The 19127-nt window shown below is 59.8% G+C and carries 17 protein-coding genes and 1 pseudogene; 9 read left to right on the plus strand and 9 right to left on the minus strand.

Annotated elements, in window-relative coordinates; translation table 11 throughout:
• Positions 1-646: 646 nt before the first annotated feature.
• Together ftsH and AWB68_RS35590 are read left to right on the plus strand one after the other, a co-directional pair.
• Positions 647-2551 carry an ATP-dependent zinc metalloprotease FtsH gene (ftsH, locus tag AWB68_RS35585; protein WP_087648954.1) on the plus strand — a complete coding sequence of 635 codons (1905 nt, stop codon included), beginning with the start codon at positions 647-649 and terminating at the stop codon, positions 2549-2551.
• A 143-nt stretch (positions 2552-2694) separates the two neighbouring features.
• Positions 2695-3180 carry a pyridoxamine 5'-phosphate oxidase family protein gene (locus AWB68_RS35590; RefSeq protein WP_087648945.1) on the plus strand — a complete coding sequence of 162 codons (486 nt, stop codon included), beginning with the start codon at positions 2695-2697 and terminating at the stop codon, positions 3178-3180.
• 177 nt (positions 3181-3357) lie between these two features.
• On the opposite strand, the gene AWB68_RS49975 is transcribed toward AWB68_RS35590, so the two are convergent.
• The 4 genes from AWB68_RS49975 to AWB68_RS35600 all read right to left on the minus strand — a co-directional run bounded on the left by AWB68_RS49975 (position 3358) and on the right by AWB68_RS35600 (position 7242).
• Entirely contained in the window at positions 3358-4056 is a 699-nt protein-coding gene (locus tag AWB68_RS49975; protein ID WP_235028675.1) for a lysophospholipid acyltransferase family protein, read from the minus strand.
• Positions 4053-4781 carry an acyl-CoA synthetase family protein gene (locus tag AWB68_RS50925; RefSeq protein ID WP_268810961.1) on the minus strand — a complete coding sequence of 243 codons (729 nt, stop codon included), beginning with the start codon at positions 4779-4781 and terminating at the stop codon, positions 4053-4055. Before AWB68_RS50925 ends, AWB68_RS49975 begins: the two co-directional genes overlap by 4 nt.
• A 13-nt stretch (positions 4782-4794) precedes the next feature.
• On the minus strand, positions 4795-6084 hold the full coding sequence (locus AWB68_RS50930; RefSeq protein ID WP_268810962.1) for an AMP-binding protein: 1290 nt from the start codon (positions 6082-6084) through the stop codon (positions 4795-4797).
• Between the two features lie 303 nt (positions 6085-6387).
• Positions 6388-7242, minus strand: coding sequence for an LOG family protein (locus tag AWB68_RS35600; RefSeq protein ID WP_200828886.1), 855 nt, complete (start codon positions 7240-7242; stop codon positions 6388-6390).
• 335 nt (positions 7243-7577) lie between these two features.
• Here AWB68_RS35600 and AWB68_RS35605 point away from each other — a divergent pair, with 335 nt between their 5' ends.
• A complete protein-coding gene (locus tag AWB68_RS35605; protein ID WP_125483149.1) occupies positions 7578-8027 on the plus strand; it encodes a flavodoxin family protein in 450 nt (149 codons plus the stop codon).
• Positions 8024-10279, plus strand: coding sequence for an FAD-dependent oxidoreductase (locus AWB68_RS35610; RefSeq protein WP_087648948.1), 2256 nt, complete (start codon positions 8024-8026; stop codon positions 10277-10279). Before AWB68_RS35605 ends, AWB68_RS35610 begins: the two co-directional genes overlap by 4 nt.
• Positions 10280-10461: 182 nt before the next feature.
• On the opposite strand, the gene phaZ is transcribed toward AWB68_RS35610, so the two are convergent.
• The gene (gene phaZ, locus AWB68_RS35615) at positions 10462-11628 is read right to left on the minus strand and encodes a polyhydroxyalkanoate depolymerase (protein WP_087648949.1); all 1167 of its coding nucleotides are present in this window, start codon (positions 11626-11628) and stop codon (positions 10462-10464) included.
• A gap of 780 nt (positions 11629-12408) precedes the next feature.
• On the opposite strand from phaZ, the gene AWB68_RS51180 reads away from it, so the two are divergent.
• The 4 genes from AWB68_RS51180 (at position 12409) to AWB68_RS51190 (ending at position 13833) form a co-directional block, all read left to right on the plus strand.
• Positions 12409-12726 carry a DnaJ domain-containing protein gene (locus AWB68_RS51180; protein ID WP_327383945.1) on the plus strand — a complete coding sequence of 106 codons (318 nt, stop codon included), beginning with the start codon at positions 12409-12411 and terminating at the stop codon, positions 12724-12726.
• The gene (locus AWB68_RS51185; RefSeq protein ID WP_327383947.1) at positions 12623-12976 is read left to right on the plus strand and encodes a J domain-containing protein; all 354 of its coding nucleotides are present in this window, start codon (positions 12623-12625) and stop codon (positions 12974-12976) included. The genes AWB68_RS51180 and AWB68_RS51185 overlap by 104 nt, the downstream gene beginning before the upstream one ends.
• Positions 12970-13317 carry a DnaJ C-terminal domain-containing protein gene (locus tag AWB68_RS49985; RefSeq protein ID WP_235028677.1) on the plus strand — a complete coding sequence of 116 codons (348 nt, stop codon included), beginning with the start codon at positions 12970-12972 and terminating at the stop codon, positions 13315-13317. Before AWB68_RS51185 ends, AWB68_RS49985 begins: the two co-directional genes overlap by 7 nt.
• A 390-nt stretch (positions 13318-13707) precedes the next feature.
• Entirely contained in the window at positions 13708-13833 is a 126-nt protein-coding gene (locus AWB68_RS51190; protein WP_327383951.1) for a chaperone modulator CbpM, read from the plus strand.
• Positions 13834-13939: 106 nt separating this feature from the next.
• Here AWB68_RS51190 and AWB68_RS35635 read toward each other — a convergent pair whose 3' ends face one another.
• Positions 13940-14191 carry a hypothetical protein gene (locus AWB68_RS35635; protein WP_235028679.1) on the minus strand — a complete coding sequence of 84 codons (252 nt, stop codon included), beginning with the start codon at positions 14189-14191 and terminating at the stop codon, positions 13940-13942.
• Between the two features lie 593 nt (positions 14192-14784).
• Here AWB68_RS35635 and AWB68_RS35640 point away from each other — a divergent pair.
• A complete protein-coding gene (locus tag AWB68_RS35640) occupies positions 14785-16185 on the plus strand; it encodes a class I SAM-dependent methyltransferase (protein WP_087648951.1) in 1401 nt (466 codons plus the stop codon).
• Positions 16186-16639: 454 nt separating this feature from the next.
• On the opposite strand, the pseudogene AWB68_RS35645 reads toward AWB68_RS35640, so the two are convergent.
• The 3 genes and pseudogenes from AWB68_RS35645 to AWB68_RS35655 form a co-directional block, all read right to left on the minus strand.
• A pseudogene (locus tag AWB68_RS35645) lies at positions 16640-16996 on the minus strand (IS3-like element ISAzo10 family transposase); the annotation flags it as partial.
• A gap of 131 nt (positions 16997-17127) precedes the next feature.
• A complete protein-coding gene (locus AWB68_RS35650; RefSeq protein WP_087648952.1) occupies positions 17128-18126 on the minus strand; it encodes a tyrosine-type recombinase/integrase in 999 nt (332 codons plus the stop codon).
• Complete coding sequence (locus AWB68_RS35655) at positions 18119-18961, minus strand: tyrosine-type recombinase/integrase (protein WP_087648953.1); 843 nt, start codon at positions 18959-18961, stop codon at positions 18119-18121. Before AWB68_RS35655 ends, AWB68_RS35650 begins: the two co-directional genes overlap by 8 nt.
• Positions 18962-19127: the final 166 nt, after the last annotated feature.

Genomic DNA, 19127 nt, shown 5'->3' on the forward strand with positions numbered 1-19127 from the left:
AGCTCGTACATCGCTGGGCACGTCCCAGCCGGCTCGGCCGGAGCCACCTTACACCGCCAGCGCTCCGCAGTCACCCATACCACTCGTCGGTCTGAGGCGGAGCCTCGTTAGCGATTTGGCTGACACAATCCACCTCTCGATGATTGCGCATTCACGGACTGGTGCCGTAACGGCGCGCCGCCCTCGCGTTAAATCCTGTCCATTCGACACGCAAACACGTTGTGTTCGTTTGACTTGGGTCAAGCGGACGAGCGAGGAAAAAGGAAGCGACTTAGCTGGACCGCGGGGCACATCGAGGTCAAGGACGCCTCACCTCGTTTGAGAGGATATTGGGGGCGCCCGGGGTTCGCCAAGTGCGGTGCGTCGCACGGGTTGACCCGAGCACATGCCTCGCAGTTGACCTAGATCAGGAAAGCACGGACGCGCGGCCCTATCCTTGCCAGTACGCTGTCCGGTCGTGCGGTGCGGCAGCTTTGCGCCGATGGATGCGTTGGACGGGGCTTCTCAGTCAATCGCTGAAGGGATCGTCGGCTTCGGCTTAGCGCGACGGCACCGTCGCCGACTCGTCTCTTTTTCCTCGACAGGGCTTGAGACGAAAAGGCCATGGTCGGCCTTCTGCAATGCAGGACAACCCATACCTATGTTCATGGACAAAAAAGTCGATTTTTCGAACATTGTGGTCATCATCGGCGTCATGGGATTCGTTGCGTTGCTGATTGCCGAGGTGTTGCTGATCAAGACGCCGTTCGCGCCGATTCCTTACAGCGACTTTCACAAGCTGCTGGTCGCGAGGCAGGTGGATAATCTCGAAATCAGCCCGACGCGGGTCACCGGAACCGTGCGCACGGCTGCAGGCGTGGCGCTGCTTCCTGCGTCCGACGCGGCAGTGATCGCGAAGAACGGCGCTCCGTATCGCTTCACCACCGTGCGCGTGAACGGAGACCGGATTGGTGAGGAGCTCGCCACCTCGGATATTCGTTATGCGGGGGTGGCCGACGAAGGATGGGCGGGCTCATTGTTCGGGTGGTTGTTGCCTGTGCTCGGGTTTATCCTCTTATGGAACTTCCTTTCCAAGCGGGCCGGTGGGCTTCAGAACTACGCAGGAATCGGCAAAAGCAGGCCGACGTTGTATGTGCAGCAAGCCAGCAGCGTAACGTTCGACGACATTGCCGGCATCGACGAGGCCAAGGCAGAGCTTAAGCAGATTGTCGAATTTCTCTGCAACCCGGACCGCTATCGCCGGCTGGGCGGCAAGATCCCGAAGGGCGTCCTGATCGTCGGCGCGCCAGGTACCGGCAAGACTTTGCTCGCAAAAGCGGTGGCGGGCGAGGCCAAGGTGCCGTTTCTGTCGATAAGCGGCTCCGCCTTCGTGGAAATGTTTGTCGGGGTGGGTGCTGCGCGCGTGCGGGACCTGTTCGAACAGGCCACGCAGAAAGCGCCCTGCATTGTGTTCATCGATGAACTGGATGCGCTCGGGAAGGTCCGCGGCACGGGCACCGTTTCGAACGACGAGCGCGAGCAGACGCTCAATCAGTTACTCGTCGAGATGGACGGATTCGAGCCGAATTCCGGCGTGATCATCCTTGCGGCCACCAATCGCCCCGAAATTCTCGATCCTGCGTTGCTGCGTCCAGGGCGATTTGACCGTCACATCGCAATTGATCGCCCGGATTTAACGGGCAGGCGCCAGATTCTCCAAGTCCACGTGAAGCACGTGAAGCTTGCGACGGATGTCGACTTGACCGAACTTGCCTCGCGCACACCCGGCTTTGCCGGGGCCGATCTCGCCAATGTTGTGAACGAGGCCACGTTGCATGCGGCCGAACTGAACAAGGCAGCTGTCGAAATGGCGGACTTCGACGAGGCGATTGACCGCGCGATGGCCGGTATGGAACGCAAGAGCCGCGTAATGAATGAGCAGGAGAAAATCACGATCGCCTATCACGAGGCGGGGCACGCGCTTGTCGCGCAAAGCCGGGCGCATTGCGATCCGGTCAAGAAGGTGTCGATCATTCCGCGCGGCGTCGCCGCGCTCGGCTATACGCAGCAGGTACCGACCGAAGACCGCTACGTTCTGCGCGAAAGCGAGTTGCTCGACCGGCTCGATGCGTGTCTTGGCGGGCGCGTTGCAGAGGAAATCGTTTTCAACGACATATCGACCGGAGCGGCGAATGACCTGGACCAGGCGAGCGCATTGGCTCGACACATGATCATGCGATGCGGGATGAGCCCGCAACTCGGGCTCGCCACGTTCCGCGACGACGCTGCGCGCGCCGGCTACCTGCGTTTCGCGGCGCCGCAGGAGCGCTACAGCGAGAGCACCGCGCGGACGATCGATGAGGAAGTGCGGCGCCTGCTCGACGAAGCGCACGCTCGCGTGGAGCGTACGCTGCATGAGAAACGAGCGTTATTGGACCGGATCGCCTCGCTCCTGCTCGAACGGGAGGTGCTCGATCATGCGACGTTGCAGCAATTGATAGATGAGACGGAAACGGATGCGTCGAGCGTCACGGCGAAGAGCGCGCCTCCAGCAGCAATGAGGTTGGCCTAGGCAGGCGGTAGCTCCCGGACCTTTTTTTGACGCAAACGAAAGGATGTAGTCGACGGGCGTCGCTGGCATTTGCGCGGATGGTCGACCCGAGCCTCATCTGACGGGTACGCGACGCTACGAACTACGGCAAAGAGGATATTGCGATGGACATCCGGTTGAAGCAAGCCACGATCCAGATCGTCGAAAGCGGGCGTCACCTGTCGCTCGCGACGCTACGGGAAGATGGATACCCGCAGGCGAACACCGTCAATTACGCAAACGACGGATTGATCCTGTACTTCGGCACAGCACGCACCAGCAGCAAGATAAGAAATATCCAATGCTGCAGCAAGGTGTCGCTGACGATCAATTTGCCCTACGACGACTGGAGCCAGATCAGAGGCCTCTCAATGGCCGCGACCGCCCGTGTGCTGGCTGATGACTCCCCTGACAGCGTCCGCGCGATGAATCGCTTGCTCGCACGCTTTCCGAGCGCATCGGATATGTCGCCGCCGTCGGATCCGGGGCAGATTGTTTTCGTCGAACTCGTGCCTCGCTTCGTCAGCGTCATTGACTACGCGCAGGGGTTTGGTCACAGCGAGCTGGTCGAGATAAGTGCAACCGATTTCGATACGCCAGCATCGGCCTGATTCAATCCGCCATGAAATAGAAAGCCGAGCGGAACGTCGACGCACTGATCCACGCAGCGAGCCACAGTTCCGCATCGTCACGAAAGAGCCGGGGATCGGCTCGGGCGAGGGGTCGCGAGCACCGGCCGACCCTGGTCGAAGCCCGCGCAAGCCGCCGTGCTGCCGAGCCGTCTGGCGCTAGCCCAATAATGAGCTTCCCTGTACCGCATCGCCTGTCAGCAGCGGCTCCCCGCAGTGTTTCGCAATCGCGCGCCGCACGTTGTCGCGAAGCCGCAGCATCGCGCCGAAGTTGACACCCGTGGGTTGAACCGGTTCGAGCAGGGTCACAACCACCTTGCCGCGACGCGGCAGCCAGGTTCCATCGCGCAGTATGCCCCGCACGCCAGAGAGCGCGATGGGTATGACCGGTTCGTGCGTCAGACATGCAGCCCTGAATGCGCCAAGGTGAAAAGGCCGAAGTCCCGAGGAGCGGGTGAACGTCCCCTCGGGAAAAAACAGAAGTGAGTCCGACTCCGCAGCTTGCGCGACGAGCAGTTCTTCGTCTTCGAGGCTTGCCAGATAGTCTCGCCGTTCGACGAAGCGCGTTCCGATCGCGCGCAGAAACCGTCCGACAAACGGCTGTTTTGACAGCTCGCGTTTTGCAACAAAGTTGACCGGACGTGGTAGGGCTGCGAGCAATACAAGGCTATCGAGATAACTTGTGTGATTGGCAACCATGACCGCATGAGGCACTGAAGCAACCCGCTCGTCGACGATTCGGTCCAGGCGCACGCCGGTCAGGCGGAGGAATATTCGGCACGCGCGTGCCGCTGTCATAAAACCACGGGCCTCGTCGGGGCAGAGGACGACCGTGCACCAGGCCGCAGGCGCGATCAAGGCGAAGACGCTCCAGCAATACGTGCCATACGCAATCTCCGCAATCCGTCCCGCGCACCGCTTCGTGAATGGTTGCCGCTCGCAACTGTGATATCGAGTATTTGCCGCCAGGTCGCACGCGCAGGCAGGCGGCCGTCGTTGCTCAATAACAGGTCGAGCGTTGCTGCGTGGCGTATCTTGCCACTCGCAGTCTTCAGGATGCTATGCGGTGCGACGAAGCGAATGTCTTCAGCGGGTGCGCCAAGCAGCGCGACGGTCGCCGCGTTGATTTCAGTCAGGAGTCGGCTGCGGGCCCCGGCGTCAACGTCGTCCGCTTCGACAAGAATCACGAGGCGCTCGGTCCCGCTCGACGGCTCGGGGCGGCCGCAGACGGCGACACCGCCCGGGCGCATACCAGGCAAACGGCCGATCGTGTCTTCCAGTTCAGAAGGAAAGAAGTGCCGTCCGCCGCGAATGATCATGTCCTTGACGCGGCCGATGATAAACAGTTCGCCATCGCAGAGATAGCCGAGATCGCCTGTGTCGAGCCAACCGCCGCGCATCAGACGGGCGGTTTGCGCAGGATTGCGATAGTAGCCGCAGGCCGCTGATGTGCCTCGAAACTCGATGCGCCCGACGCGACGCTCGGCGAGTTCGCGGTCGGCGGAATCGACGATTCTCATTTCGCTGCCCGTCAGAACATGGCCGCATCCGACAATTTCGATGGCGGGCTCGTCGTCAAACAAAGCGGGTACTGCCTCAAGCGTCGTGTTCAGCGATGCACGCTGGATACGGTCGACTGACCGGCTCCGCGCCACAGAAGGCGAAGCGCAGCGAAGACAAGTCGAGGCCGTCGAGGTCCGCATCGTCGATGTGCCGCGCGCATCTTTCGTAGGCGAAATTCGGTGCGGCAGTAATCGTGCCGCGATAGCGTTGAAACAGTTGCAGCCAGCGTTCCGGGCGGGCCAAAAAAGTGGTCGGGGACATCACGACGAGCGGGAAGCCATAGTACATCGGCGCGAACCACGCGCCGATCAAACCCATGTCGTGATAGAGCGGCAACCAGCTGACCAGGACGTCACTCGCGTCGACGTGCATCCTGTCTCCCATGGCACGGATGTTGGCCAGTAAATTCCCGTGACTGAGGACAACGCCTTTCGGGTCGCCAGTGCTGCCCGAAGTATACTGCAGGAAGGCGGTGTCCTCGGCGCGGGGGGCAAATAGCGCGCCTGGTTCGCTGCCATCGATGCTCGCTGGCGTCAGCACTTGATCGACGCTTGGCACGAGCGCCCGGAGCAGCCGAGCGACGACGACCGCCTGGGGCACCGTGATCAAGGCCTTCACCTGCGCATTGGCGAGTATCGCTGCATGACGCCGGACGTGCTCCTCAACCTGCGACAATCGGGCCGGCGGATAGATTGGTACCGGGATCGCGCCGCACAACATGATGCCGAGGAACGAGACGAAATAGTCGCAGCCGGTGGGAAGCATCAGGGCAACGGTGTCGCCCGGATCGATCCCGACCGAACGCAATCCGCTCGCGGCTCGGGCCGCGCGGCGATATAGCTCGCCGTAGGTAAGAGGGGAGGACGTTACGCCGTCTTCGACAACGAAGATATGCGTGCGGTCGGGGTGCCGATCCACATGCCAGCGGAGGGCGTAAATGAGGGTCTGCGCTTGCAGAGGCGCACCGATCGCATCGAACGGCATATGCCGCGCGCCCCCGTCAGTCGGCTGACGCGGTGGCGCCGCGCAGTCCGTTTCAATCGCTCTTAACACGTCTGCCGGCGTCGCGGAGGAGGCAAAGGCATCCACCGGCAAACGCACATTCAGCGTGTGCTCGATGCGGCCGAGCAATTCCGCACGCATGAGGCTGTCGAAACCGAGATCTCTCTCGAACTGCGTCAGCGGGCCGAGCTTTACGGGCGGGTTTTCACCCGAGTGCACCTCCTCAGCGAGCGTCTCGACCACGCGCAACAATCGGCTTTCCATGTCGGTATGGTGGATGACGTCGTCGACGCGGGGCGGGACCATCTGATCATGGTTCATGTCGGTAAGAATGCTCAACGAGGATATAAACGAAGCGACAGCACGGGCTCCAAATAAACAGCGAGGCTCAAGAACTCGTCCGGGCTTCGCGCTTGCATCGGACGTTCGATGCGTAACAGTTAGATTTTCTGACCGGAAGGTATGCAGGGGGTTCGGAAGCAAGCAAGGGAGCGCTTTCTGGTCGGTCCGCTGGCATCATTTGATGCGCATCGGGAGAAGCCGATTTGATCTTGATCAACCGCCCCGCTTACCGGCGCAACGCACGGCCTTTGCGCGAATCCAGGTCGCTGTACCGATGCGAGCTCAGGCTTCCTGTTCGTACCAGCCGGTGATCGTCGACCAGATTTGTCGGGCCGTCTCCGCAAACGTGAACAGGGCGACATCGGCTGACGAGATCACGCCCTCTCGAAGCAGAAAATCGACGTTGAAAGCCTTGCGCCAGAACTTTTCGCCAACGAGAACCACCGGCAGGGCTCGGATTTTTTGCGTTTGCAGAAGCGTCAAAACCTCGAACAGTTCATCGCAGGTGCCGTAGCCGCCGGGGAAAAACACAGCTGCCTTTGCGCGCTCCAGCAGATGCAGCTTGCGGATCGCAAAGTAGTGAAGCCTGAAGCAAAGTTCCGGCGTCAGGTACGGATTGGGAAACTGCACGTGCGGCAAGGAGATATTCAGGCCGATGCTCGGCGCGCCGATTTCGAAGGCTCCCCGGTTGGCGGCTTCCATAATGCCCGGGCCGCCACCCGTTACCACAGTCAGCTTCGGTAGTTTCTGTGTCTTCTCCGAGCGTCCGATTAGCTGGCCCAGTTCGCGCGCCACCGAGTAGTAAGCGCTCTTGCGCGCGAGGCTTCTTGCAACGCGCACGGCCTGTGCCAGCTCGGCGTCGCCGGAGCGGGCTCGCAGTGCGGCGCGCGCGGCGTCGAGCTTGCGGCGTGCAGCTGACGGCTCGGGGATCCGCGTGCTGCCATACACGACGACCGTATGTTCGATGCGATGTCGCAGCAATAGCTCCTCGGTTTTCCAATAATCCAGTTGCAGGCGAACGCCGCACATCTGCGGACGTTCCAGGAACGCTGGATCCTGATCCGCTTGCCGATAGCTGGGACTGTCGAGCAGGCGCTGGACGCGCTCCGAAGCTTCAGGATCGTCTTCGGGTGCCATGGGCCCCCGCGGCAAAGACTGTGCTGGCCCCGGGCGGGGGGATCCGCGCAGCCGTAAGCCTTCGATCGTGTGCTCGGGAAGCTTGTTCATGTTCTTTCCTTTCCGCCAAAAGCGGCCAGCTTGCTGTCGATGCCAGTCGCTTCATCATCGCCAAGTGCCGTCCCTGCGCCATGACACATGTCAAAGCCACGCGAATGCGCCGAGCGGCGCGGCGGTCGGCTCGAGGCCACACCGGTTGACCTGGATCATGGAGCCGCGGCTCGCGAAGCCTATGCTCGCGGTATGTGTTGCCCGTGCATGGGTGATTCTGGAACTTGTCCACGCGGAGGCCCAACATGCCGGATCCGAGAGTTCTCATTGCCTATTTTTCGCGAACCGGTACCACCCGCGTTACCGCAATGACGCTTGAAGCGATGCTGGACGTCGATGGCGAGGCGATGTTCCAGTACGCGGACCGGTCTGGCCCGTTCGGCTACCTACGCCCGCTCATCGAATTGGTCAACCGGCGGCCGGTCAGTATCGTGCCGACCAAATATGACACTGCTTCCTACGATCTCGTGATCGTGGGAACGCCTGTATGGGCTCGCTCCGTGTCATCGCCGATTCGCGCCTATCTCGCCGCAAACGCGTCGCGTCTGCCCCTTGTCGCGGTTTTCTGGAGCTACCGCAGTCCAGGCGCACGTCGCGCAAAAGCAGGAGAAGCAGTGGACATGCAGGTTGGGTTGCATGATTTTTTTCAAAACCAGGCGGGCCGGTCGCCACCTCGAGGCGGAACTTCTGCATGACAACGCACAGTGTTGACTATCTGCTGGTCGGCGGTGGCTTGGCAAGCGCAACTGCAGCGCGCACGCTGCGCAACGAGGACGTCGGGGCGAGCATCGCGATCATCTGTGGCGAGACCTTCCCGCCTTATCAACGCCCTCCGCTGACCAAAGGATTTCTGGGCGGCACACTGGACGTATCGCAGATAACCGTTCATCCAGCGGCATTTTATTCGGAACGGAAAATCAACGTCGTTCTTGGGACGCACGCAGTTCACGTCGATGCCAAAGCCCACGCAGTGCGCACGGATACACAAGAAACCATTATCTACCGGAAGTTGCTCATCGCCACGGGCGCATCGCCGCGCATTCCTGATTTGCCGAACGCGGAGCTGCGGGGGATTTACTACCTGCACAGCATTGGCGACGCTATCGCGATTCGGAGCGCCGTCCGTTCTGCAAAGCGGGCAATCGTGCTGGGTGCGAGCTTTGTCGGACTTGAAGCTGCGACATCACTGCATGCGCTCGGCCTGCACGTTACGGTGATCGAGCGTGACCTCCGGGTGCTATCGTCATTGCAGGCGCCCGTCTTATCCGACTATTTCGCGGCGTGCTGCAAGGAAAGAGGCATTGAGTTGCTCGTCAATTGCGAACTGCGCCGTTTCGTCGGGGAAGACACAATTGAGGCTGTCGTCACGGGTCGCGGCGAGTTGATCAACTGCGATTTTCTGCTGGTCGCAATCGGTGTCACGCCGAATTGCGAATTCCTTCTGGATAGCGGAATTGTTCTCAACAACGGCATCGTGGTCGACCAGTTTTTGCAAACGAGCGACGCGGACGTCTTCGCTGCGGGAGATGTTGCGAACTTTTACGACCCGGTATTCGGACTGCAGCGGCGCATCGAACATTGGGACAACGCGACACGGCAGGGACGCCTGGCCGCGAAGAACATGCTGGGAAGGCGGCTTCCGTATCGCGACGTGTCGATGTTCTATGGAGATCTATTCGATGTGCCGTACAATTTTCTCGGTCGTCCCGACGACGCCACTGAAATGGTGGAGCGGGGCTCGCTAGCAGCGCGCTCGTACTCACTGCTGTATCTGAAGAATGACGTGCTTTGCGCGGTATTTTCGGTGGGCCGCCCTCCGGAGGAAACGTCGACTAGCGAGGAACTGATCCGTCAGCACACGAATCTGCATGCCTCGAAAAATCGCTTGCCAGACCTCCATTTTGCGTTGGACAGCTTACCTTCACAAACGGTCGTGATTCTGCAGGGCGGAGGCGCGCTCGGTGCTTTCGAATGCGGTGCTATCGAGGCGCTTGAGGAGCAGGGTGTCGTGCCGGACGTCATCGCGGCCGTCTCGATCGGAGCGCTCAACGGCGCTATCATCGCCAGCCATCCGGGGCACGCGGCGGCGCCGCTTGCCGAGTTCTGGCGGGAGCTGTCAATTGCGGTGCCGGAGGCGTTGAGTCCTTGCCTGCATCAGGCAATAATATCGTGGCACGTCTTTTGTCTCGGCGTACCAAACTTCTTTCGGCCGCGCTGGTGGCGATTCCCGAACAATCTCGAATCCCTGCCGCCCCGGTGGACCAGCCTCTACGATCCCGAGCCCATCACGCGGTTGATCGATCGCTATGTCGATTTTGACGCGCTCGTTACCAGCCCGGTTCGACTGTTGATAAGCGCGGTCGACGTCGAGACGGGAGAACTTAGAATCTTCGACAGTTACGTTGATCGCCTCGGTCCGGCACACTTGCTCGCAAGTGGAAGCCTACCGCCCGGACTGCCGTGGACGAAGGTTGACGGCAGGCCTTACTGGGACGGTGGCATCGTTAGCAATTCTCCGCTGGAACTCGTGATCGAACGCTGCGGGGCGGTCGGTAAGCGTGTGTTCACGATCGACCTCTTCTCCGGGACGAAGTCCCTGCCGACGAATCTTCTCGAGGTAATGCTCAGGCGGGACGAGATCGTCTACACCGACCGTGTGCGTAACGATTTGCGCCTGGAGGAGTATGCGAACGATTTCAGCGAACTCGTGAAGGAAATCATGAGTCACCTCGATGCCCAGACTGCCCGGCAAATTCTCCAAAAGCCGCATTTCATACGGCTCATGGGCAATCGTGCGCCGATACATATTACAAGGATTGAATTGCTTGACGAGGCGAGCGGGTCCGTCGCACGCGAGTACGATTTCGCGGCTGTCACCGTGTCGAGGCTGCGGCGGCAAGGTTATCGAGCGGCGCTTGCCGCCCTGGCTCGTTCACGTCGCGCCTGATCATGGAAATGACCCTGCACTCCAGACCCTCCACGACGAAGCGCAACGAGAGCTGGATCGGGAGCGACCAAAGGGCGCAATTGAACGGGCACGAGGAAATTTTGGACGCGACGATGCGCGGGATTCCGTCGCCCGCAAGGCGGCGTCTCGAAGGCCACGAGTCGCAGAGAATGCGTTGATGTTCAAGCGACTGAGCGCCAAAACTGCACCACCGCAGGGTAGACGGCGCGTTGCCACGTTGAGCCCGTAAATAAATCGTAGTGGTCGCAGTTGTCGATAGTCAGTCGGCTGCGCCGGCATGCGGGAATCGCATTGCAGAGGCTGTGAGCGGCATGGGTCTGACCTGCGCCGGTGATGTCGTCGCGATCGCCTTCGACGGTGCAAAGCGCCATCGACCCGAGGTTTTGCGGGCGAACACGGCGTTCACCGACCTGCAAATGTCCCCGGGGAAGACACTGCTCCTGAAAGACCACGCGGATCATGTCCAGAAAATAGTCTTCTGACATGTCCAGAAAGGCAGAATACTCGCTGAGCGATCGGAGGGTGTCCGTTGTTGCCTGTCTATCTCCCGACATTCGGCTCGCCCAGTAACGCAGTTCGAGTGCGAGTTGTCTGTGTGGGTGCGCAGCAACTATCGCGGCACGCTGTATGAAGCCTGGATATACCCGGCGGCCGCACCCGGAATAGGGCGGTGGAACGGTTTCGATGACCGTACTGCGAAACCATTCGATGCCGTGAGCTTGTGCTATGCGGTCGATCGCAGTCGGACCCAGGCGCGTGTCAATCGGCCCGCCCATCAGCGTGAGGCTCAGCGGTTCGGCGAATCCCGAGCTCGAAACAAGGGCTGACGCTGCGAGGGCGGGCACGGTCGCCTGGCACACGGCAATCACGTGGAGGCGAGCGGTGCCGATCCTACGCAAGAAACGTTCGAGCGTACGTATGTAGTCACTGAGCCCGAAAGCGCCTGCCGAGACCGGCACATCGCGCGCGTCGGCCCAATCGGTGATGTAGACGTCTGCGTCGTGCAGCAGCGTCTCGACCATTTCGCGGAGCAGTACAGCATGGTGCCCGGCGAGTGGAGCGCAGACAAAAATGCTCGCTGCTGCGGCGTCACTCTGGTCGAGTTTGTTTAACGTTGAGCCTTCGCGTGCGAAACGTCTCAATTCGCAAAACGGCGTGCGGTCCACGACGGTTTCGACGATGGGAATATAGCGATCACCGGCCTCGATCGACGAAATCCCGAAAGGCGGCGGTTCACTTCGTCGATACGGCCAACGATATCCGGGCGCGGCGAACTCGAAGAATGACTTCAGCAAGCTATCTTGCGCTTCCATCCACTCGTACCACATTGCATCTCCTTCCGATGAAGCATTGGATGGCAAAAGCGCGAGCCAGGCTCCTTGGAAGCCTCCGTCTGGCACCGATCCGCTCATCTGAAGGAATCATGTGGGACCGGCGGACCGGAGTGGTTCGCTTTGCGAATCTGGTAGCTTTCACCCGGCCGGTGCTTCGTTGCAGGGCCCGATCTGCGTCAGTCTTCAAAGGGGTACGTAGCTCAAACTGGTGCACTCCGTTCAATAAGCCCGATACGGCGCGGGCCCGCAGCTCGCCCCGTAGAATCGCGGGTCTCACAACACCCCTGTCTGCTCCAGGAAGACGCTCGATTGTCGGGTCGATTGTTTTAACTGATTCGGATCTGAGGCTTGCGACATCGCGTTCGCGCCAAGTCGTGGGGGGCCGATGTCGAGTCGGTGCCGCATTTTCCACCGGGAGGTTGCCCGTATAACTGTCAGGGCGATAAGGGTGTCGGTCAGCCCACCTCTTGGCTTGGGCGATGGCGATGCGAATCGCATGATCGTCCGGCACACCCTGTGCGAGCAGCGCATTTGCAATCTCGATGGCCTTTTCGCGAACTGCTGCCTCGAGGTTGCGCATCGATACCGGATAACGTCTCGTATTCCACGGCATGATGCACCTCGTATCACTGTAATGTCCTAATCGTGGCGAATTGCCAAATATGCGTGGAGGTCGCGTTTGCATGACTATTCGGAACCGAGCGACCCTCTCATGCCCGTGACTGCTGAGGCCCATTGTGCCGACTTCGACATCTGAAGGCTTGACCTACGTCAATGCCGGGGGGCGAAGCAAGATTAGCGTGCAGTAAAGCGGGAGGATACGTCTGCAGCATCACGAAATGTTCGGCGATTTCGACCGCGTCGGACGGCGCGCAATACGCTGACCGTGCCGGCGCGAAGAATTTCCTGCAACCCTCAAACGTCTGTCTAAAAATGAAATACAAGGACTATTACGAAATTTTAGGCCTGCAGCGCACTGCGACGCAGGATGACGTCAAGCGCGCGTCTCGTAAGCTGGCTCGTAAATATCATCCTGACTCAGCAAGCATGCCAGCATGCCGACGCAGACGCCCGTTTCAAGGAACTTGGTGAGGCGTATCAAGCGCTCAAGGATCCCGAAAACCGTGCTGCCTATGATCGGATGGGTACCGAATGGCGTAACGGCGAGGAATTTCAAACCCCCCGAACTGGGATGAGGGCTTTGAGTTCAGTGGATCCATTGGGGGCGGCCGCACGAACGGCGGTTTCAGCGACTTTTTCGAGGCGATGTTTCGCGATGCGGGACGCGGCGCGCACTCGCACATGCACGCGGCCGGACAGGATCATCATGCCACGATGGTGATCGATCTCGAGGATGCGTACCGGGGCGCACGACGCTCTATCTCGCCCACTCCAAACTCGGGTCGTCGATGCGCAAGGCCATCTCACGCTCCAGCCACACACGGTCGACGTATCGATTCCCAAGGGCGTCTATGCCGGGCAGCACCTTCGGCTCCGGGGCAGGGCGGTGCCGCACTGGTGCCGGAATCAGCGGGCGACCTGTACCTGGAAATTGCATTTCGCGAGCATCCGAGATTTCACATCGACCGACGCGATGTCTCGATCGAACTGCCGCTTGGGCCCTGGGAAGCCGCGCTCGGCGCACAGGTCACGGTCCGACACCGGACGGCTCCGTCGAAATGACGGTGCCACCGAGTTCGCCAGGAGGATGGCGGCTGCGCCTTAAAGGACAGGGATTCCGGCAAATCCTGCCGGCGACCTGTACGTCGCACTGAAGATCGTATTGTCACCCGCCATCAGCGAACACGCCAAAGCCCTGTATGAGACGATGCGACAAGGATTCAACTTCGACGCCCGCGCGCATGTTTACAGGTGACTCATGATGACGGAATCGATGAAGATTTATCTCGAAGGGCAAATTGTCGAGAACGACGTCGAGTTCACGCTCGTCGAATTGTGTCGGGCGAGTGGTGCGTCGGGAAAGAGGTCGTGTTATGGGTATCGGAAGCGGCCTTTGAGCCGGCAGGTGACGAGCCACCAGAGTCGCGTTTCAGTGGCGCGGCGCTAAGTCGCGTGCTCACCGCCAAACGATTGGCGCGTGACTTCGAGATCAATGCCCCCGGTATTGCACTTGCGCTCGATCTGCTTGACGAAGTAGCCGCTCTGCGGGCGTCGCCTAGGAAATCGATCGATCGATAACCAAGACTCTGGGCGCGGCCCGATCAAGATGCCGCGAGCGCGGCTTTGCTGGCCGGACCTCACCGCACAGCCAGCCGGCTTGAAGTGGAGCGAGTCGACGAGCCGTCTACGGTTCGGCGAACAATGTCCGCATTGCATTCGCAAAGCGCCGAAACGATGCAAGCGAGCCCGCTATGCTTTCGTATTTCTCGGTGCCAATCTGCCCGTCGAGGGTGATGATCAGCATACCCGCTTCGCGTGCCAAAGCGAGGATCTCATTAAAGTCGCCCTCGACGGCGCCGCCGTAGTGCAGCGAATGTGCCGGGCGGGCCGCTAACTGGCCTTTGCCGATGCTGGAAAGTGAGCTGTTGTTCAACATGGTCGATCCCCCGCTAGCTTGTGCTGAGGGGTCGCGTGCAGGGCGGCCCCCGGTCCCATTGGTGCTATCCATGACCAAAGTATCGGCCGTCGCAGCGGAAATTCAAAGCGGATGTCGCTGAAGTTCACGTAGGTCTTCGTGCGTCGATGTCAGTTTTTTCCTACACGGTGTATCTGTGAAGTGGTCGGCCGAGGTGGCGCGCGTGCAGTCATGATATAGGTACGACCTTTCCAGCGCCCTGGCGGCCAGGTGCCGCGGGTTACTGTGCCGCGTTATCGAGGGCGTCACGAACCTGAACCGCCAAACAACAAAGGTTGATACGCGTCAAACGCATGCGCCCGGACTGGTCCAGGCTATCAACTGTCGTGACAAAGCTTCGACTCCTACGCTGAGTCGGGCTGATAGGGAGAGCGGAAAAGCTGAAACAGGGCGCTGATGCTGGCAGGGATTTAATGTTCTCTTCAAATCTTGAGCGACCTGACCGGCGAAAGCATAGCCTCCTGGAGAGGAACTCTTATTTTGGCTTGAATGCTCAACTGGTGTTCTGCGCCGCTGTGCGTCGGACCGTCGCACTTCCAACCGAGGTAGAAGTCATGGGCTTTTTGAACCGTTTTTTGCGGTCTGCCGAGCAGCGACTCGCTGGTTTACCACTGCCTTGCGCGGTACGACTTGCCGGAGGACCGCGCATCGGGTCGTCGCAGCCCCACGTTGTTTTTGTCGTCCGCGATACGATTGCCCTCGTGCATCTGGCGCACGGGGCGATCGGGCGGCTGGCAGAAGATTACGTGGAAGGTCGGCTCGAAATTGAAGGTGAGATGCGTGACCTCATGGCGATCGCACCCGCCTTGCTCGGCGTCGACCCAGCCCTGGAGTCCGGCGGGTGGTTGCCTCGGCTCGTCCGGCGTACACAACGGCTCCTCTGGGAGCGCGCGCATCACAGCCGCGCCAACGATTCCCGACAGATTCGGCATCACTACGACGTCTCGGACGACTTCTACGGACTATGGCTTGACCCGAGGCGCGTGTACTCATGCGCCTACTTCGCCGACGCAGCTATGAGCCTGTCCGAGGCGCAGGAAGCTAAGCTCGACCTCCTTTGCAAAAAACTCATGCTGCGTCCTGGAGAGCGCTTCATCGACATCGGCGCCGGCTGGGGTGGTCTGCTGCTGTGGGCCGCCGAACACTATGGCGTCGACGCCACCGGCATTACCCTGTCCACGAAACAGCACGCCTATGTCAATGCCCTTATCGAGCAAAAGGGCTTGCAAGGCCGCGTGCGTATGTTGCTACAGGACTACCGTGACGTCGACGAATCCCTGCCATTTGATCGGGTGGCTTCGGTGGGCATGTGCGAACACGTCGGCCGGCCGAACCTTCCTGCGTACTTCGCCAAGATTCATCGTCTGCTCAAGCCTGGTGGTCTTTTGATAAACCACAGCGTCACCGCTGGGGGCACCGACAACCCCCAACCCGACGGCGGTATGAGCGATTTCATTGAAAAGTACATTTTCCCCGGCGGCCAACTCGTTCACGTGAGCGCGATGCTGAACGCCATGACGCGAGGTAAGCTCGAACCTTTGGACGCGGAGTGCCTACGCCCGCATTATGCCCAAACCTTGTGGCGCTGGGCCGACGCGCTCGAAGCGCATCTTGATGAAGCTTACCAGGTGCTGGGCAAGGATGCTAACAAGGCCATCCGCGCCTACCGTCTGTACCTTGCCGGCTCGGCGATGGGATTCGAGCGGGGCTGGACATCCGTGTTCCAAGTTCTGGCTTCGCGCCCGGATCATGTCGTGGAACAACCTGAGCAATCCTGGAGCCACCTGCGGGGAACACAATGCATGTATCCCTTCAATCGGGCTTATGTCTATGCGCAGGGTGATGAGCATGTCGGCATTGCACGTGGCGGCGATGACAACAAGAGCGGTGGGGCTAGCGAGCGCGCGAATCGAAAGGCTGTGCGAGACGAGTACAACGCCTTGCATACCGAATAGCGGGTACGCGGCCCTCGAATTGACGATAAGGCTGCCCGCCGCTCAAAGGGATCGCGTAGCCAGCACTGATGGGAAACGCCCACTCACCGATAGCGCCAGGCAGAAGCCGCACACGAATCCCCGGGGCGCTCATTGATCACGCGCGCCGGATAAAAAAAAAGCGGACGCCGAACGAGAAGTGCGGAAACGAGTCGTAAAGTTCGGAGCGAGCGCGGATAAAGTGTTCGTGCGATCCGCCGCGGACGAGAAACCCAGCGTAAAGCGCTGCAAGAAATGGCCGGCGGCGCAATTATCCGAAATCACCAGACAGGATCTGTCTCTTGCAGCAAGTGCGCCGACCGCGTCGACCAGGCTGAGAGCCGAATGGTTGACGCAAATCAACGACACAAGGGACATCTGTCATACGCTTGTCCTGACCACCACCCGGCGCGTGTCAAGGTACTTGTCGCCTCAGTCATGCAGCCAAAGGCTGTCTAAGTTTAGCGTGCGAGGCCATCGTGACGACTGACTCGCGCTCCGGATTGAGCGTGACGGCACCGATGGGCGTCCAGTCTCGCGTGCAGCCTGACCAGCGGGCCGGGTTACGTTCCCGCGCCTGGACATACACCTCGTGACGAGCGGCGAGGATCGCGTGATCGTCTCCGTCATGGCGCTGCGCCGGGCTGACGTAGCGGATGCTGCTGTGACGGTGGTCGAAGTTGTACCAATGCACGAAGTCGCTCGCCCAGTCGCGTGCAGCATTGAGCTCGGCGAAGCCCGTGGCGGGGAACTCCGGGCGGTACTTGGCCGTGCGGAACAGCGCCTCGGCATAGGCGATATGTGATTTGGCTCATATCGCCTAGTATGTTGCGCTAAAAAATATGTTGCGCGACGAACAGAAAGCCAGGGAGTGCATGGCAACCCTGACTCGGATCCGCACATAAGAGTGTGCCTGGGTTGCCGCTATAGTCCACGGAGAAAGATCATTAACGATGGCAACTCGCGTCGGCGCAATGGCGAGACTGGAAGCCCCGAAACGTCCACAATGGCCAGCGCCTTGGCCTTCATTTCAAGGTCGACCTCCGCATAGATATTGGTCGTGTCGAGGGATACGTGACCAAGCCACGCGCGGATCGTGTTGATGTCAACGCCAGCGCGCAGCAGATGAACCGCCGAGGTGTGCCGGATGTTGTGTGGACTGATCCGCCTGGACGCCATGGATGGGACGGTTTCGCTGGCCGTCGCGGCGTAATTTGTGACGAGACGGTGGATGCCGAAACGCGTCATGGGCTTGTTCGCACGACCAAGAAAGACGACCTGATCGGTGCCGCGGCCGGCCACCAAATTTCTCAGCAACGGTATCATCATAGGCCAAAGAGGACACAGCCGAACCTTGTTGCCTTTGCCAAGAATTCGCGCTGAGGGGGGATCGCCGAGATGAAGATCGCCGATGGTCAGGCGTGCAACCTCGTCGGCTCGGGCGCCGCTATTGTAGAGAAACAAGAGTAGGACGTAGTCACGCAGTCCAATTGCTGTGTCACGGTCTGGCTGCCTCAACAGTTCGTCCATCTCGACCTTTTCAAGGTAACCGATCATGCTTCTGTCTGTTTTTTTGAATGGGACCAGTCGCATCTCCGTACACCACGACAGGTGCACCGGCGAGCGCATCCCGATGAAGCGAGCCAAAGAATGGATAGTGCCAAGACGCTGATTGCGGGTGGCTCCGGTGCACTGTCGATCTCGTTCCAGGTGATCAAGGAACTGCCGCACGATCGCGGGAGAAAGATCCTCGACAGTCATCCGGTCGATCGCGATGCCGGTACGTTTGCTCGCGAATGGCAGCAACAATGTCAGCGTGTCGCGGTAGCTGGTCTGCGTGTTTCGAGCCAGATTGCGTTCGCCTACCAGATACTCAAGAAGGAAGCGGCGGATCCATGGCCCCAACAGGTTTTTATCATTCATGGCTATCTCCACAATTTGCGTACCGGGCAAAGCGCTGACTGGCTTCCAGAAGTAACTCTGGTGTCATCTGCAAATAGCGTTGGGTCGAACTAATCTCAACGTGCCCAAGGTAGGTTGCCAGCCGTGGCAACAGGCGTTGAACATCCTGACCGGACCGATACCACGACAGGACACGGTGAACTGCCGCGGTGTGTCGCAAGTCGTGCAACCGCGGCGGACGCAACTCATCTGGCGGGCATTCGATGCTTGCAATGCGTCGTACGCGCTGGAACAGGGTGATGACGCGCTGATACGTCCAGGCAGTTCCAGTGCGGGACGTAAAAAATGATGAGTCTTCGCCTGCGGGCATGGGAAGTCTGCGACGCCGATCAGCATGCCCGGTCAACTCCAGCGCGAGCTTTGGGCCAATCGGGACCAACCGAGTCTTGTAGAATTTGCCGTTGCGCACAGTGATGACCCTCTGCACAAGATCGACGTCGCACATGGTCAATCCAAGTGCCTCACTGATGCGCATGCCGCTGCCATACAGTAGTAGTATCAAGGTCCGAAACGATGGTGCTTGCTGCCGGCTATAGATACTGTTCAGCCCGGACGTGGCGTCAAGTAGTCGACGAAGCTCTTCAGTGGAATAAATGTATGGTGTTTGCTGGGGCGGAAATCTGGGCAAACCTTGCGGCAGTGGAGACTCTTTTACATGGCCTCTGCTGATCGCGAATCGATACAGGCCGGACAGCAATCGGTACTTGATCCGCCAAGTTGAGCTAGGCGGCCCCGAGCCTTGCAAGAAGGCTAGGACCTGCTCTGCCTGAACTTCATCTATTTGAATGTCGCCCATTAGACGCCCAAATTGACGCAATGTCCGTTTAGCCGTTTTGGAACGCAAACCTATCGACTGTTGCAATTCGATGTAGGCGTTTATCACATGGCGGCCTCAAAAGCGAGGTGCAACACCTATCTCGTATAAGGTGTTGCAATGCCCGACAAAACTACTTCATACCAGC

Origin of the sequence: Caballeronia choica, assembly GCF_001544535.1 — a bacterium.
In the GTDB taxonomy this organism is placed as follows: domain Bacteria; phylum Pseudomonadota; class Gammaproteobacteria; order Burkholderiales; family Burkholderiaceae; genus Caballeronia; species Caballeronia choica.

Excerpts from the sequence above, each read along its gene's own strand:
- AWB68_RS51180 (WP_327383945.1), top strand. The coding sequence starts at position 12,409 with ATGCCGGGGGGCGAAGCAAGATTAGCGTGCAGTAAAGCGGGAGGATAC.
- AWB68_RS35640 (WP_087648951.1), top strand. The coding sequence starts at position 14,785 with ATGGGCTTTTTGAACCGTTTTTTGCGGTCTGCCGAGCAGCGACTCGCT.
- AWB68_RS35600 (WP_200828886.1), bottom strand. The coding sequence starts at position 7,242 with ATGGCACCCGAAGACGATCCTGAAGCTTCGGAGCGCGTCCAGCGCCTG.
- AWB68_RS35650 (WP_087648952.1), bottom strand. The coding sequence starts at position 18,126 with ATGAATGATAAAAACCTGTTGGGGCCATGGATCCGCCGCTTCCTTCTT.
- AWB68_RS51185 (WP_327383947.1), top strand. The coding sequence starts at position 12,623 with ATGACGTCAAGCGCGCGTCTCGTAAGCTGGCTCGTAAATATCATCCTG.
- AWB68_RS49985 (WP_235028677.1), top strand. The coding sequence starts at position 12,970 with ATGGTGATCGATCTCGAGGATGCGTACCGGGGCGCACGACGCTCTATC.
- phaZ (WP_087648949.1), bottom strand. The coding sequence starts at position 11,628 with ATGTGGTACGAGTGGATGGAAGCGCAAGATAGCTTGCTGAAGTCATTC.
- AWB68_RS35605 (WP_125483149.1), top strand. The coding sequence starts at position 7,578 with ATGCCGGATCCGAGAGTTCTCATTGCCTATTTTTCGCGAACCGGTACC.
- AWB68_RS35635 (WP_235028679.1), bottom strand. The coding sequence starts at position 14,191 with ATGTTGAACAACAGCTCACTTTCCAGCATCGGCAAAGGCCAGTTAGCG.
- AWB68_RS50930 (WP_268810962.1), bottom strand. The coding sequence starts at position 6,084 with ATGAACCATGATCAGATGGTCCCGCCCCGCGTCGACGACGTCATCCAC.
- ftsH (WP_087648954.1), top strand. The coding sequence starts at position 647 with ATGGACAAAAAAGTCGATTTTTCGAACATTGTGGTCATCATCGGCGTC.
- AWB68_RS35655 (WP_087648953.1), bottom strand. The coding sequence starts at position 18,961 with ATGGGCGACATTCAAATAGATGAAGTTCAGGCAGAGCAGGTCCTAGCC.
- AWB68_RS35610 (WP_087648948.1), top strand. The coding sequence starts at position 8,024 with ATGACAACGCACAGTGTTGACTATCTGCTGGTCGGCGGTGGCTTGGCA.
- AWB68_RS35590 (WP_087648945.1), top strand. The coding sequence starts at position 2,695 with ATGGACATCCGGTTGAAGCAAGCCACGATCCAGATCGTCGAAAGCGGG.